This window comes from Caenispirillum bisanense, from assembly GCF_900230255.1.
Taxonomy (GTDB): domain Bacteria; phylum Pseudomonadota; class Alphaproteobacteria; order Rhodospirillales; family Rhodospirillaceae; genus Caenispirillum; species Caenispirillum bisanense_A.
The window spans coordinates 303,387-316,103 of record NZ_OCNJ01000004.1; the positions used below are offsets into that span (position 1 = coordinate 303,387).

A 12,717-nucleotide genomic window follows, 5' to 3' on the forward strand; every position below is an offset into this window, starting at 1 on the left:
TCGCCGCAGTCTGGCCGGCGCACCCCGCGACCCGGTGGGTCGCTCCTGTTTGTTGCGCGCCTCTGGCGCGGGCCGCGCGGCCCCTGCCGCGGGAGCCTAGGGCGCGAGGAGCGCCCGCCCGGCGCCTGAGGGCGAAAAACAAGCATCCAGACGGCAAAGAGGGGCTGCCACGGCCGGGCAGCCCCTCCTCGAATCTTCAGGCGTCGCCCGGCTCGCGCCGGGTATGACCGATTCCGCCGTCCTAGTCGAGGGCCGCCTGGGCCTGCTTGACCAGGGACGCAAACGCTTCCGGCTGCGTGATGGCGAGGTCGGACAGCACCTTGCGGTCGAGCTCGATGCCGGCCTTGTTCAGGCCGTTCATGAACGTCGAGTAGTTGATGCCGTGCTCGCGGACGGCCGCGTTGATGCGCTGGATCCACAGGCCGCGGAAATCACGCTTCTTGTTGCGGCGGTCGCGATAGGCGTACTGAAGGCCCTTCTCGACCTTCTCGATCGCGATGCGGAAGTTGGTGCTGGAACGGCCACGGTAGCCCTTCGCGAGCTTCAGGACCTTCTTGTGACGGGCGTGCGTCGTAACGCCGCGCTTGACTCGGCTCATGTCTCAAACTCCACCGGGCAGGGATCAGGCGTAGGGCAGGAAGAACTTCTTGACGACTTCGGCGTCGGACTTGCACAGGACGAACGTCCCGCGCGCCTGCCGCTTCATCTGCTTGGGCTTGTTGCGCAGCATGTGGCGCTTGTAGGCCACGTTGGCGCGCACCTTGCCGGTGCCGGTGGTGCGGAAGCGCTTCTTCGCAGCGCTCTTGGTCTTCAGCTTGGGCATTTCGGTCCTCTGAAGCTAGGGTGACCACGGTAAGAGCGGGTCGGCATGCCCGAGGCCCTGAACACCCGGCGCGTACGCCGAGGGAGCCATCGCCTGGCCGCTCCGTTTTGGAAGGGCGTGGTTATAGGCGGATCGGCGGCGTTGCGCAAGCCCCCGCGCGGCGCCGCGGCGCGTGAACGGCGAACTTTCTCTTCTCCGGCCCGCGCGGGCAGCTATCATGCCTCCGAGTCGCACCGCCCACGCCCTCGGGAGTCGCCATGTCCCTCCGCCCTCGCCGCCGCCCCTCCGCCACCGCCGCGCTCGCCGTGGCGCTGGTGCCCGCGCTGCTCGCCGGCTGCACGCTCATGGGGCGCGACCGCGGCGCGGCACCGCCCACCGGCGACGCCATGGCACGCTCGGTGCAGCCCGAATATCGCAAGGACGACACCTGGGCCTATTCGCTCGGCGGCGAGGAGGTGATCGAGAAGGTCATCGACGTCACGCCGGAAGGGCACGTGCTGTGGGCCGCCACCGACGGCCGGCGGTGGGAGGCCTTCCCCGACCCGCTGCTGCCGCCCGCCCGCTCCATCCCCGAGGCGGGACCGCAGATCACACGGCTGTTCACGCCCTCCGCGCTCGGCGACCTGACGCTGTTCCCGCTGCGCGCCGGGCGGGCGGTGGAATACCGCACCGACCTCGCCTCCGCCAACGACGGCCGCATCGAGCGCGCCGTGGAACACACCTGCGAGGTCCGCGGCCCGCGCCAGGTGACGGTGCCGGCCGGCGCCTTCACGGCGGTGGAGGTGTTCTGCCAGCGCGGCGGCCGGTTCGAGACGCTCTATTACGCCCCCGAAGTGCGCAACACGGTGATGGAGCTGCGCGACGTCGACGGCCGCATGGAGAAGAAGGAGCTGATGGCCTACCGCCCCGCTCCCGGCGGCGAGGCCGCGCCCACCGTGCCCGATCCCGACCAGGTCACCACCGCCACCGCCGAGCCGCTGGCCGGCACGCCGACGCCCTCGGCCACCAGCGCGGTGGTCAGCGAGAGCCTGGACACGCCGACCGCCGTCGCGACCGCGGCGCCCGCGCCGGCCGCAGCGACCGCCTCGCCCGCCCCCGCCGCCGACCGCGTCTCGCTGGCCCCGGCGCCGGCCGGCGGCTGGACGCTGCAGCTCGCCGCCCTGTCGACGGAAGCGGCGGCGCGTCAGGCCTGGAGCCGCTGGCAGGGCAAGGTGGGCAGCGTCATGCCCGGCGCGGAACCCCGCATCGAGCAGGGCGGCGGCCTGTGGCGCCTGACCACCGGCAGCTTCCGCGACTCCACCGCCGCCAACGCCACCTGCGCCCGCCTCCAGAAGGCCGGCGTGCAGTGCTTCGCGAAGGAAAGCTAGGCCCGGCGCCCCTTCACGCATAGGCCGTCGCCGCGTCGATCCAGCGCAGCAGCTGCGGCAGGGGCATGGCGCCGGACTGGCGGGTGAGCTCCTGGCCGTGGCTGAACACGGCCAGGGTCGGGATGGAGCGGATGCCGTAGCGGGCGGCGAGGCCCGGGTTGGCTTCGGTGTCCACCTTCACCAGCCGCACCTGCGGCTGCAGCTGCGCCGCCGCCTGCTCGAAGGCCGGGGCCATCATGCGGCAGGGGCCGCACCACGGCGCCCAGAAGTCTACCACCACCGGGATCTCGGTGCGGCCGACCAGGCGGTCGAAGGTCGCTTCGGTCAGCGCCACGGGGTGGCCGTCGAACAGGGCGGCCTTGCAGGCGCCGCAGCGGGCCTTCTCCGCCGGGCGGTCGGCGGGCACCCGGTTGGCGGCGAGGCAGTGCGGGCAGACGATCTGGACGCTGGCGGCAGCGGTGGGCTCGGTCATGGCGGAGGCGCTCCGGCGGAAGGGGTCGATTTGCGCCGTATATGAGGGAGCGCTAATGCCCCGGCAAGGGGCCGAGGCGCACCTGCACGTCGGCCGGCTTCGCGAGGTACGGCCAGGTGGTCACCAGCACCCGGCAGCCGGCGCGGGCATAGGCTTCGGCATTGTCGGCAGTCACCCCGCCGGCGGCGGCCAATACCGGCGGCTGCGGCAGGGCGCGCAGGGCCGCGGCGATGGCGGCGGCCTGTTCGGGTGACAGTTTTTCCAGCTGGATCACGTCCACCCCGGCACGGGCGGCGGCCAGGGCGTCGTCGAGCGAGCCCACCTCCACCACCACCTTCTTCTCGGGCAGCCGCGCCTTGACGCGGGCGATGGCGGCGGCGGGGTCGGGCTCGAAGACGAGGTGTTCGGGGAACAGCAGCACCGTTTCCGACAGCGACAGGCGATGCATCTGCGCACCCCCCGCCTTCACGGCCGCGACGCACAGCGCCTTGCCGCCGGGGAAGGTCTTGCGGGTGCAGGCGACCACGGCGGCCGGGTCGCCGCGGCGGGCGGCGGCCACCATGGCCGCGGCGCGGGTCGCGATGCCGCTCAGGGTCTCGACCAGGGTCTGGCTCGCCTTCCAGGCGCGGTGCAGGGCGGCGGCGGAGCCCTCGGCGGCGAGGATGGGGGCGCCGGGGGCGAGGGCCGCACCTTCGGCGGCGAAGATCTCCACCCGCGCCGCACCGGCCAGCTCCAGCATGCGCGCGGCCGCGGCACCGCCGGCCAGGGTCAGGGGATCGCGGGCGGCGAAGCTGATCCGCGCCGCCCGCGACCCGATGCCCAGCGCCTCCGTCGTCAGGTCGCCGAAGGGGGCGTCGTCGGCCAGCAGGGAGAGCAGCAGGGCATCGGGCAGGGTGGTCATGGCGGCGGCCTCCGGCGCTCGGATTGCAGGGCGCGGCGCAGCCACGGCGGCGGGCGGCGGCGCAGGGTGTCGCGCAGGGCGCCGAGGGCGGCGTCCACCGGCGCGCCGGCCAGCGCCGTCACCGGCTCGACGTCCATGCGGCGCAAGTGCGCCCGTGCCTCCAGCCCGACGGCGCTCGCCAGTACCAGACGACAGCCGCGCAGCGCCCGCAGCTTGGGCGCCAGCTTGGATGCGTCGCCGTCGGCCGCGAGCGGCCCGCGGAAGCGCACCAGCCGCAGGAAGCGGGCGCCATCCGGCGTCACGTCGTAGAGCATGAAGTGCGCCGCCCAGCCGAAATGGGCGTCGACGCGGGTGCAGTCCTGGGTGGCGAGGGCGATCTTCACGGCGCGTGCACCTCTCCGTCCGCCCGCACGGGGCTGTGGCGGCCGACGTCGGCGCGGGTGAGCGCCACCGACTTGACCAGGGCGTGGACGATCAGGCCCGGCTCCAGCGCCATGGTTTCGCAGGCGCGGCTGGTGATGCGGGCCCACACGGCGGCGCCGGCGGCGTCGAGGCGGATGTCCACCTGCCCGTCGCGCGGCGGGGCAAGCTCCACGATGCGCGCCGGGAACACGTTCTGGAAGCTGGAGTGGCGCGGCGGCTCCAGCGCGATGCCCACCTCGCTCGCCCGGATGCGCACCCGCACCTGGGCGCCGGCCGGCTGGTCCATGCGCTGCACGGCGATGCGGCCGCCGGGGAAGCGCAGCAGGGTGAGGTGGTGGGCGGCGTCGTGCTCCTCCACCACCGTCGTCAGCACGGCGCCCGCCTCGGCGGCGTCCAGCGCGCCCGACAGGTGCAGGCGGCCCACCACGTCCTCCACCGGTCCGGCGGCGACGGCCGTGCCGGCGTTCATGAGCACCAGCGTGTCGGCGAGCTTCAGGATCTCGTCCAAGCTGTGGCTGACGTAGACGATGGGGATGGCGAATTCCTTGGGCAGGCCGGCGACGAAGGGCAGCACCTCGCCCTTGCGGGTCTCGTCCAGCGCCGCCAGGGGCTCGTCCATGAGCAGCAGGCGCGGGCTGGTGAGCAGTGCCCGGCCGATGGCGACGCGCTGCTTCTCGCCGCCCGACAGTTTCGCCGGCCGGCGGTCGAGCAGCGGTTCGATACCGAGCATGCCGACCACCGCGTCGAAGCCGATCACCCGCTGCGCCGCCGGCACCAGCCTCATGCCGTAGGTCAGGTTGGCGCGCACCGTCATGTGGGGGAACAGGCGGCCGTCCTGGAACACGTAGCCGACGCGCCGCGCCTCCATGGGCAGGTCGATGCGGCGGGCGGAGTCGAACAGCGGCGTCCCGTTCAGGGCGATGCGCCCGGCGTCGGGGCGGGCGAGGCCGGCGATCATGTTGATGACCGAGGTCTTGCCCGAGCCCGAGCGGCCGAACAGCGCCGTCACCCCGGCGGCGGGGGAGGAAAAGGCGGCATCCACCGCGAAGGCGCCCTGGCGGCGCTGCACCGACACGTCGAGCATGGCCCCGCTACCCCTTCAGCCGTTTCTGCATGCGCCGCGCCAGCACCTCCGACGCCACCAGGGCGGCCATGGCGAGGACGGCGGAGATGACGCACAGGCGGAAGGCGGCGGCATCGCCGCCCGGCACCTGCGTCGCCGTATAGAGGGCGAGCGGCAGGGTGCGCGTCTCGCCGGGGATGTTGGAGGCGAAGGTGATGGTCGCCCCGAATTCCGACAGCGACCGCGCGAAGGCGAGGATCACGCCCGCCAGCACGCCGGGCGCCACCAGCGGCAGGGTGACCGTGACGAACACCCGCAGCGGCGAGGCGCCGAGCGTGCGCGCCGCCGCCTCCAGCCCGCGATCGACCCCCTCCATGGACAGGCGGATGGCCCGCACCATGAGCGGGAAGGCCATGACCGCAGCGGCGATGGCGGCGGCCTTCCAGGTGAAGACGATCTGGACGCCGAACCACTCCCACAGCGCCTGCCCCACCACACCGCGCCGGCCGAGGGTGACCAGCAGGATGTAGCCGGTCACCACCGGCGGCAGCACCAGCGGCATGTGGATCAGCCCGTCGACCAGCACCTTGCCGGGAAAGTCGCGCCGCGCCAGCAGCCAGGCGCAGGCGATGCCGACCGGCAGGCTGGCGGCGACGGCCCAGAAGGAGACCCTGAGGCTGAGCCACAGGGCCTCCCGCTCCAGTTCGGTGAGGGCGAGCGCCTCCATGCCTCGGCCTCAGTTCACGGTGAAGCCGTGGCGGGCGAAGATGGCCTTGGCGGCGTCGCTCTGCAGGAAGGCGAGGAACGACCGGCCGGCCGGGCTGTCGGTCACCAGGGCGACCGGATAGGTGATGGGCGAGTGACTGTCCTTGGGGAAGACGCCCACCGTCTTCACGCCGTTGGAGGCGGCGGCGTCGGTGGAATAGACGATGCCGAGCGGCGCCTCGCCCCGTTCCACCAGCGCCAGCGCCGAGCGGACGTCGTTCTGGCGGGCGAGCTGCGGCTCCGTGGCGGCCCACAGGCCGAGCTTTTCCAGCGCCGCCTTGGCGTACTGGCCGACCGGCACGTGGTCGGGATCGCCCACCGACAGGCGGCCGCCGTCCAGCAGCGGCGCGAGGTCGAGGCCGGGGCCGATGGCCACCGTCGCGACGGCGCTGTCGGCCGGCGCGATGAGCACGAGGTCGTTGCCGAGCAGGTCGGCGCGGCTGTCGGCGACCACCAGACCCTTGTCGGCCAGGTAGTCCATCCACTTGGCGTTGGCCGAGACGAAGACCTGCGCCGGGGCGCCTTCCTCGATCTGCTTGGCGAGCGTCGAGGAGGAGGCGAAGGACGGCACCATCTCGACGCCGGTCTCCTTGGCGAAGGCGGCGCCGACCTCGGTCAGGGCGTCGGTGGTGGAGGCGGCGGCGAAGACGGTGATCTTCTCGGCCGCGGCGGCGGGCAGGGTGGCGGCGGCCAGCAGGCCGGCGGCGGTGACGGCCGCGGCGAGCAGGCGGCGGGCGAAGCGCAAGTCTCCCATGGGTACTCTCTCCTGTCAGGTCGGTCGCGTTGGAACCGGACGCCGACTCTCCCCTGCGGCCACGGCGGGCCGTTCTTTTCGTTGTATACGTCGATGCATAGCGATGGCCACGAAAAAGGCCGGTCCAGGGGGACCGGCCCGCGGGGCCTACTTGCCGATGAGGACGTCCGACGCCTTGATGATGGCGGTGACCGTGTCGCCCTCCTTCAGACCGAGGTCGGCGGCGGCATCGGCGGTGATGGTGGAGGTGACGGTCAGGCCGTTGCCGACGTCGATCTTCACCGTGGCGGTGGACGGACCCTTGGCGATGGCCGTGATGGTTCCGGGGATGGTGTTGCGCGCACTGATCTTCATACGATGACCCTCCGTCGGACAAGGCGGCTGCGCGCCTTTCATATACGCGCCGATATAGCGCTCTTCCTGGGTACACGCTGCCTGCAGCGCGGGCAAGCGGATTCTTCGCCTACGGATTGTGCAAACGGCTCAGGAGGTCTTCAGAAGCGCCTGCAGCGCCTCGGTTTCCACCGTCATGGCGGCCTCGGCCTTGCGCTGCATGGTGCGGTAGAGATCGAGCACGGTGCGCCCCTCCGCGGTCAGCCGGGCGCCGCCGCCGCGCTGGCCGCCGGCCACCGATTCGACCAGCGGCCGCGCGAAATGGCCGTTGGTCTCGTCCACCAGCAGCCAGGCCCGGCGATAGCTCATGCCCATGGCACGGGCGGCGGCGGAGATGGAGCCGTGGGCGTCGATCTGCTCCAGCAGGTCCATGCGCCCCGGCCCGAGCACGAGGGCGCCGCCGCGCTTGAAGCGCAGGCGCAGGCGCAAGCGGTCGGCGGGCTCGGTCATGGGCGGGCGGGCGGCGGGCGACGGATCATGCCGCGAGCATGCCACCCGCCGCGGCAAAGGGAAAGCCCGCGCGGCGTCACGCGCCGCCCAGGCTCCGGCGTCAGCCGCCCAGGCTCTGTAGGTAGGCGATGACGTCGCGGCGCTGCTGTTCGTCGGTCAGCTTGAAGGTCATCTTGGACCGCGCCTTGGCATCGCCGGTGGTGGCGCGCATCCAGCCCGTCGGGTCGTCCAGGTAGTCCATGAGCTGGGCCTCGGTCCACTCGGCCTGCTTCTGCGACGCTTCCACCAGACCGTCGGAGAACTTGTAGCCGTCGAGCTTGGCGACGCCGCGCTGCATGACGCCGTGCAGGTTGGGGCCGACCTTGTTGGCGCCGCCGTCCTCGAAGGTGTGGCAGGCCATGCACTTCTTGGCCACCACCTCGCCCCGTGCGGCGTCGCCGGTGTCCTGCGCCTGCGCGGCACCGGCCGTGAGGGCGAGGGCGGCAGCGGCGGCGGCGAGGGTCAGGGTATGCTTCATCGCGATCTCCTGTCGGCAATGGAATAAATCCATGGGCGACAGGGTCTACGTCCGAGCGGCGGGGATGGTTTGCCGATGGCGCCGCCTCAGATCCACAAGCCGAGCAGCCCGATGGCGCCCACCACCGCCCACGGCGGCACCTTCCAGGCCACCAGCAGCAGCAGCGACAGCAGCACCAGCACGAAGTCGCCGCGGTCGTTGACGCCGGCGGTGAACACCGGGTGGTAGAAGGCCGCCGCCAGCAGCCCGACCACCGCCGCGTTGACCCCGGCCAGCGCCGCCTGCGCCCGCGAGTCGGCCCGCAGGGCGCTCCAGAACGGCAGGGCGGCGAACACCAGCAGCCACGCCGGCAGGAAGATGCCGAGCAGTGCCACCACGGCCCCCGGCCAGCCGTCCGACACGGCGCCGAGGTAGGCGGCGAAGGTGAACAGCGGCCCCGGCACCGCCTGGGCGAGGCCGTAGCCGGCGAGGAACGACTCGGGCGACACCCAGCCGGGTGCCACCACCTCGGCCTGCAGCAGCGGCAGCACCACGTGGCCGCCGCCGAACACCAGAGCGCCGGCGGTGTAGAAGCTGCCGAACACCTCCACCAGATGCACGCCCGTCAGCAGCGGCAGGCCGGCCAGCAGCAGCAGGAAGACCGCCAGCGCCGCGAGCGCGGTGCGCCGGCCGAAGGGCAGCGGCAGATGGCTCGTCGCGGCGCGCGCCTCGGGCTTCACCACCGCCAGGCCGACGACCGCCCCGAGCGCGATGGCCGCCACCTGCGCGGCGGCGGCGTCCCAGGCCGCCACCACGGCGACCGCCCCGACGGCGATGGTGGCGCGCGGGGCGTCGGGAATCAGGCTCTTCGCCATGCCCCACAGCGCCACGGCGACCACGGCCACGGCCGCCGCCTTCAGCCCCGACAGCGCCTCCGCCGTCGGCCCGCCCTCGCCCGACAGCCAGCCGATGCCGAAGGCGGCCAGCGCCATGAGCAGCGCCGACGGCAGGGTGAAGGCCAGCCACGCCGCCAAGGCCCCCGGCAGGCCGGCGCGCATGAGCCCGAGGGCGAGCCCCACCTGGCTCGACGCCGGCCCGGGAAGGAACTGGCACAGGGCGACCAGATCGGCATAGGCTGCCTCGTCCAGCCAGCGGCGGCGCGCCACGAATTCCTCGCGAAAGTAGCCGAGGTGCGCGACCGGACCACCGAAGGCGGTGAGGCCGAGCCGCAGAAAGGCCCCGAACACCTCGGTCGCGGAACCGGCGGGCGACGGGGCGGACGACGCGGGATCGGGTACGCTCAAGGACGGGACTCCGGCGGGGACTCGGGCGGGCAGTATAGGGTCGGCGACCCGCCGGCAGACCTACCCGAAGGGGGTGTTTTCCCGCTACTCACATGGATTTCATGGAAGCGTAACCGCACCCTCCGCCGGGCGGATGCCGCGGCGCGCCGCGGTCCCGGCGGACAGGGCCGGAACCCGCAGAAAACAACAAGCGGCCAAAATGCCGCCGCAGGGTGGGTATGCCCTTGTCCTCTGCCCGGAAACGCGGTAGTTAAGGCCCCCCGTTGGTGTTGCCGCAACGTCGTTGCGGTACCCTGCATCGCAACCGCTTCTCAGCACGAGGGGACATCCATGGCACGCAACAAGATCGCTCTGGTCGGCGCCGGCAACATCGGCGGCACTCTGGCGCATCTGATCGGTCTGAAGGAACTGGGCGACGTCGTCCTGTTCGACATCGCCGAAGGGACGCCGCAGGGCAAGGCCCTGGACATCGCCGAGTCGACCCCGATCGAGGGCGTGGACGCCGAGTACACCGGCGCCAACGACTACAGCGCGATCAAGGGCGCCGACGTCGTGATCGTCACCGCCGGCGTGCCGCGCAAGCCGGGCATGAGCCGCGACGACCTGATCGAGACCAACGCCAAGGTCATGGCCTCCGTCGGCAAGGGCATCAAGGAAAACTGCCCGAACGCCTTCGTGATCTGCATCACCAACCCGCTCGACGCGATGGTGTGGGCCCTGCGCGAGGCCTCCGGCCTGCCGCACAACATGGTCGTCGGCATGGCCGGCGTGCTGGACTCGGCCCGCTTCCGCTGGTTCCTCCACGAGGAATTCAAGGTGTCCGTCGAGGACATCACCGCCTTCGTGCTGGGCGGCCACGGCGACACCATGGTGCCGCTGGTGCGCTACTCCACCGTCGCCGGCATTCCGCTGCCGGACCTCGTCAAGAAGGGCTGGACGACGCAGGAGAAGCTCGACCAGATCGTGCAGCGCACCCGTGACGGCGGCGCCGAGATCGTCGGCCTGCTGAAGACCGGCTCCGCCTTCTACGCCCCGGCGGCCGCCGCCGTGCAGATGGCCGAGAGCTACCTGAAGGACAAGAAGCGCCTGCTGCCCTGCGCCGCGTGGTGCGACGGCGTCTACGGCCTCGACGGCTTCTACGTCGGCGTGCCGGTGATCATCGGTGCCGGCGGCGTCGAGAAGGTCGTGGAGATCGACCTGAGCGACGACGAGAAGGCCATGTTCGATCACTCGGTCAACGCCGTGAAGGGCCTCGTCGAGGCGACCAAGAAGCTCATGCCGCAGGCCTGAGCGCAGGAAGGGGAAGCCCGAACATGAACATTCATGAGTATCAGGCGAAGCAGATCCTCGCGAAGTACGGCGTGCCGATTCTCGAGGGTGGCGTCGCCTACACCGCCGACGAGGCCGCGACGGTCGCCAAGCAGCTGCCCGGCCCGGTCTACGTGGTGAAGAGCCAGATCCACGCCGGCGGCCGCGGCAAGGGCAAGTTCAAGGAAGCCGAAGCGGGCGACAAGGGCGGCGTGCGCGTCGTCAAGTCGCCGGCCGAAGTGGCCGAGAACGCCAAGCAGATGATCGGCAAGACGCTCGTCACCCACCAGACCGGCCCGGTCGGCAAGGAAGTGAAGCGCGTCTACATCGAGGCCGGCTGCGACATCAAGCGCGAGCTGTACCTCGCCATGCTGGTGGACCGCGCCACCTCGCGCATCTCGATCATGGCGTCGACCGAAGGCGGCATGGACATCGAGGAAGTGGCCGCCCACACCCCGGAAAAGATCGTCGTCCAGACCATCGATCCGGCCTCGGGCATCTCGGGCTTCCACTGCCGCAACATCGCCTTCAAGCTGCAGCTCGAAGGCAAGCAGGTCGGTGCCTTCACGAAGCTGCTGACGGCGCTCTACACCTGCTTCACCGAGACCGACGCCTCCATGCTGGAGATCAACCCGCTCGTCGTCACCGGCGACGGCGCGGTGATCCCGCTGGACTGCAAGATGAACTTCGATCCGAACGCCCTCTACCGGCACAAGGACATCGAAGAGATGCGCGACGAGTCCGAAGAGGATCCGTCGGAAATCGAAGCGTCCAAGCACAGCCTGAACTACATCAAGCTCGACGGTTCCATCGGCTGCATGGTGAACGGCGCCGGCCTCGCCATGGCGACCATGGACATCATCAAGCTGTACGGCGGTTCGCCCGCCAACTTCCTGGACGTCGGCGGCGGTGCCACGAAGGAGCGCGTCACCGCGGCCTTCAAGATCATCCTGTCCGATCCGAACGTCGAGGGCATCCTGGTCAACATCTTCGGCGGCATCATGCGCTGCGACGTGATCGCCGAGGGCGTCGTCGCCGCGGCCCGCGAAGTCAGCCTGAACGTGCCGCTGGTGGTGCGCCTGGAAGGCACCAACGTCGAACTCGGCAAGAAGATCATGGCCGAGTCGGGCCTGCCCATCATCGCCGCCGACAACCTGGCGGATGCCGCTGAAAAGGTCGTCAAGGCCGTGAAGGAGGCCGCGTAATCATGGCTGTTCTGATCAACAAGGACACGAAGGTCATCTGCCAGGGCTTCACCGGCTCGCAGGGCACCTTCCACTCCGAACAGGCGATCGCCTACGGCACCAAGATGGTCGGCGGCGTGACCCCCGGTAAGGGCGGCACCAAGCACCTCGACCTGCCGGTGTTCGACACCGTCGGCGAGGCCAAGGAAGCCACCGGCGCCAACGCGACCGTCATCTACGTGCCGCCGCCGTTCGCCGCCGACGCCATCCTCGAGGCGATCGACGCCGAGATCGAGCTGGCCGTCTGCATCACCGAGGGCATTCCGGTGCTCGACATGGTGAAGGTGAAGCGCGCCCTGGTGAACTCCAAGACCCGCCTCGTCGGTCCGAACTGCCCGGGCGTCATCACGCCGGGCGAGTGCAAGATCGGCATCATGCCGGGCCACATCCACCAGCGCGGCAAGATCGGCGTCGTGTCCCGCTCGGGCACCCTGACCTACGAGGCGGTCGCGCAGACCACCGCGGCGGGCCTGGGCCAGTCCACCTGCATCGGCATCGGCGGTGACCCGGTCAACGGCACCAACTTCATCGACTGCCTGGAGATGTTCCTCAAGGATCCCGAGACCGAGGGCATCATCATGATCGGTGAGATCGGTGGTTCGGCCGAAGAGGAAGCCGCCGAGTTCGTGAAGCAGTCGTCGGTGAAGAAGCCGATGGTCGGCTTCATCGCCGGCGTCACCGCCCCGCCGGGCAAGCGCATGGGCCATGCCGGTGCGATCATCTCCGGCGGCAAGGGCACCGCGGGCGACAAGATGGAGGCCATGAAGTCGGCCGGCATCCTCGTCGCGGACAGCCCGGCGGCCCTCGGCTCGACCATGCTGAAGGCGATGAAGGGCTGACAACAGGCCCCATCCGCCGACTGACGGTCACGCGCGCGGGGTCCTCCCGCGCGCGCAGCCACACTAGGTAGGAAACCACGGAGACCCGGCGCGGCCCCCACCACCGGGTGGACAG

The 12,717-nt window shown here is 71.2% G+C and carries 16 protein-coding genes; 4 read left to right on the plus strand and 12 right to left on the minus strand.

What is annotated here, in order from left to right; genetic code table 11:
* Nucleotides 1-241 precede the first annotated feature (241 nt).
* Complete coding sequence (rplT, locus tag CRP50_RS11185; RefSeq protein WP_097279243.1) at nucleotides 242-598, minus strand: 50S ribosomal protein L20; 357 nt, start codon at nucleotides 596-598, stop codon at nucleotides 242-244.
* A 24-nt stretch (nucleotides 599-622) separates the two neighbouring features.
* Complete coding sequence (rpmI, locus tag CRP50_RS11190; protein ID WP_097279244.1) at nucleotides 623-823, minus strand: 50S ribosomal protein L35; 201 nt, start codon at nucleotides 821-823, stop codon at nucleotides 623-625.
* Nucleotides 824-1,080: 257 nt separating this feature from the next.
* Here rpmI and CRP50_RS11195 point away from each other — a divergent pair, with 257 nt between their 5' ends.
* Complete coding sequence (locus CRP50_RS11195) at nucleotides 1,081-2,190, plus strand: SPOR domain-containing protein (protein ID WP_097279245.1); 1,110 nt, start codon at nucleotides 1,081-1,083, stop codon at nucleotides 2,188-2,190.
* Between the two features lie 13 nt (nucleotides 2,191-2,203).
* On the opposite strand, the gene trxC is transcribed toward CRP50_RS11195, so the two are convergent.
* The 10 genes from trxC to chrA form a co-directional block, all read right to left on the minus strand.
* Complete coding sequence (trxC, locus tag CRP50_RS11200; RefSeq protein ID WP_097279246.1) at nucleotides 2,204-2,662, minus strand: thioredoxin TrxC; 459 nt, start codon at nucleotides 2,660-2,662, stop codon at nucleotides 2,204-2,206.
* Between the two features lie 52 nt (nucleotides 2,663-2,714).
* The gene (gene modD / locus CRP50_RS11205; protein ID WP_097279247.1) at nucleotides 2,715-3,563 is read right to left on the minus strand and encodes a ModD protein; all 849 of its coding nucleotides are present in this window, start codon (nucleotides 3,561-3,563) and stop codon (nucleotides 2,715-2,717) included.
* Complete coding sequence (locus CRP50_RS11210) at nucleotides 3,560-3,946, minus strand: NifB/NifX family molybdenum-iron cluster-binding protein (RefSeq protein ID WP_097279248.1); 387 nt, start codon at nucleotides 3,944-3,946, stop codon at nucleotides 3,560-3,562. The genes modD and CRP50_RS11210 overlap by 4 nt, the downstream gene beginning before the upstream one ends.
* The gene (gene modC, locus CRP50_RS11215) at nucleotides 3,943-5,070 is read right to left on the minus strand and encodes a molybdenum ABC transporter ATP-binding protein (RefSeq protein WP_097279249.1); all 1,128 of its coding nucleotides are present in this window, start codon (nucleotides 5,068-5,070) and stop codon (nucleotides 3,943-3,945) included. Before modC ends, CRP50_RS11210 begins: the two co-directional genes overlap by 4 nt.
* Nucleotides 5,071-5,077: 7 nt before the next feature.
* On the minus strand, nucleotides 5,078-5,776 hold the full coding sequence (modB, locus tag CRP50_RS11220) for a molybdate ABC transporter permease subunit (protein ID WP_097279250.1): 699 nt from the start codon (nucleotides 5,774-5,776) through the stop codon (nucleotides 5,078-5,080).
* Nucleotides 5,777-5,785: 9 nt separating this feature from the next.
* Complete coding sequence (modA, locus tag CRP50_RS11225; protein WP_097279251.1) at nucleotides 5,786-6,568, minus strand: molybdate ABC transporter substrate-binding protein; 783 nt, start codon at nucleotides 6,566-6,568, stop codon at nucleotides 5,786-5,788.
* Nucleotides 6,569-6,715: 147 nt separating this feature from the next.
* Entirely contained in the window at nucleotides 6,716-6,922 is a 207-nt protein-coding gene (locus tag CRP50_RS11230) for a TOBE domain-containing protein (protein WP_097279252.1), read from the minus strand.
* 129 nt (nucleotides 6,923-7,051) lie between these two features.
* Entirely contained in the window at nucleotides 7,052-7,411 is a 360-nt protein-coding gene (locus tag CRP50_RS11235; protein ID WP_101613992.1) for a winged helix-turn-helix domain-containing protein, read from the minus strand.
* A 100-nt stretch (nucleotides 7,412-7,511) separates the two neighbouring features.
* Nucleotides 7,512-7,928, minus strand: a complete 417-nt coding sequence (locus tag CRP50_RS11240; protein ID WP_097279253.1) for a c-type cytochrome — start codon at nucleotides 7,926-7,928, stop codon at nucleotides 7,512-7,514.
* 86 nt (nucleotides 7,929-8,014) lie between these two features.
* The gene (gene chrA, locus CRP50_RS11245; protein ID WP_097279254.1) at nucleotides 8,015-9,211 is read right to left on the minus strand and encodes a chromate efflux transporter; all 1,197 of its coding nucleotides are present in this window, start codon (nucleotides 9,209-9,211) and stop codon (nucleotides 8,015-8,017) included.
* Between the two features lie 330 nt (nucleotides 9,212-9,541).
* On the opposite strand from chrA, the gene mdh reads away from it, so the two are divergent.
* The 3 genes from mdh to sucD are packed head-to-tail and all read left to right on the plus strand — an operon-like array spanning nucleotide 9,542 to nucleotide 12,602.
* Nucleotides 9,542-10,501, plus strand: coding sequence for a malate dehydrogenase (mdh, locus tag CRP50_RS11250; protein WP_097279255.1), 960 nt, complete (start codon nucleotides 9,542-9,544; stop codon nucleotides 10,499-10,501).
* 23 nt (nucleotides 10,502-10,524) lie between these two features.
* Complete coding sequence (gene sucC, locus CRP50_RS11255; protein WP_097279256.1) at nucleotides 10,525-11,724, plus strand: ADP-forming succinate--CoA ligase subunit beta; 1,200 nt, start codon at nucleotides 10,525-10,527, stop codon at nucleotides 11,722-11,724.
* Nucleotides 11,725-11,726: 2 nt separating this feature from the next.
* Nucleotides 11,727-12,602 carry a succinate--CoA ligase subunit alpha gene (gene sucD / locus CRP50_RS11260; protein WP_097279257.1) on the plus strand — a complete coding sequence of 292 codons (876 nt, stop codon included), beginning with the start codon at nucleotides 11,727-11,729 and terminating at the stop codon, nucleotides 12,600-12,602.
* Nucleotides 12,603-12,717 lie beyond the last annotated feature (115 nt).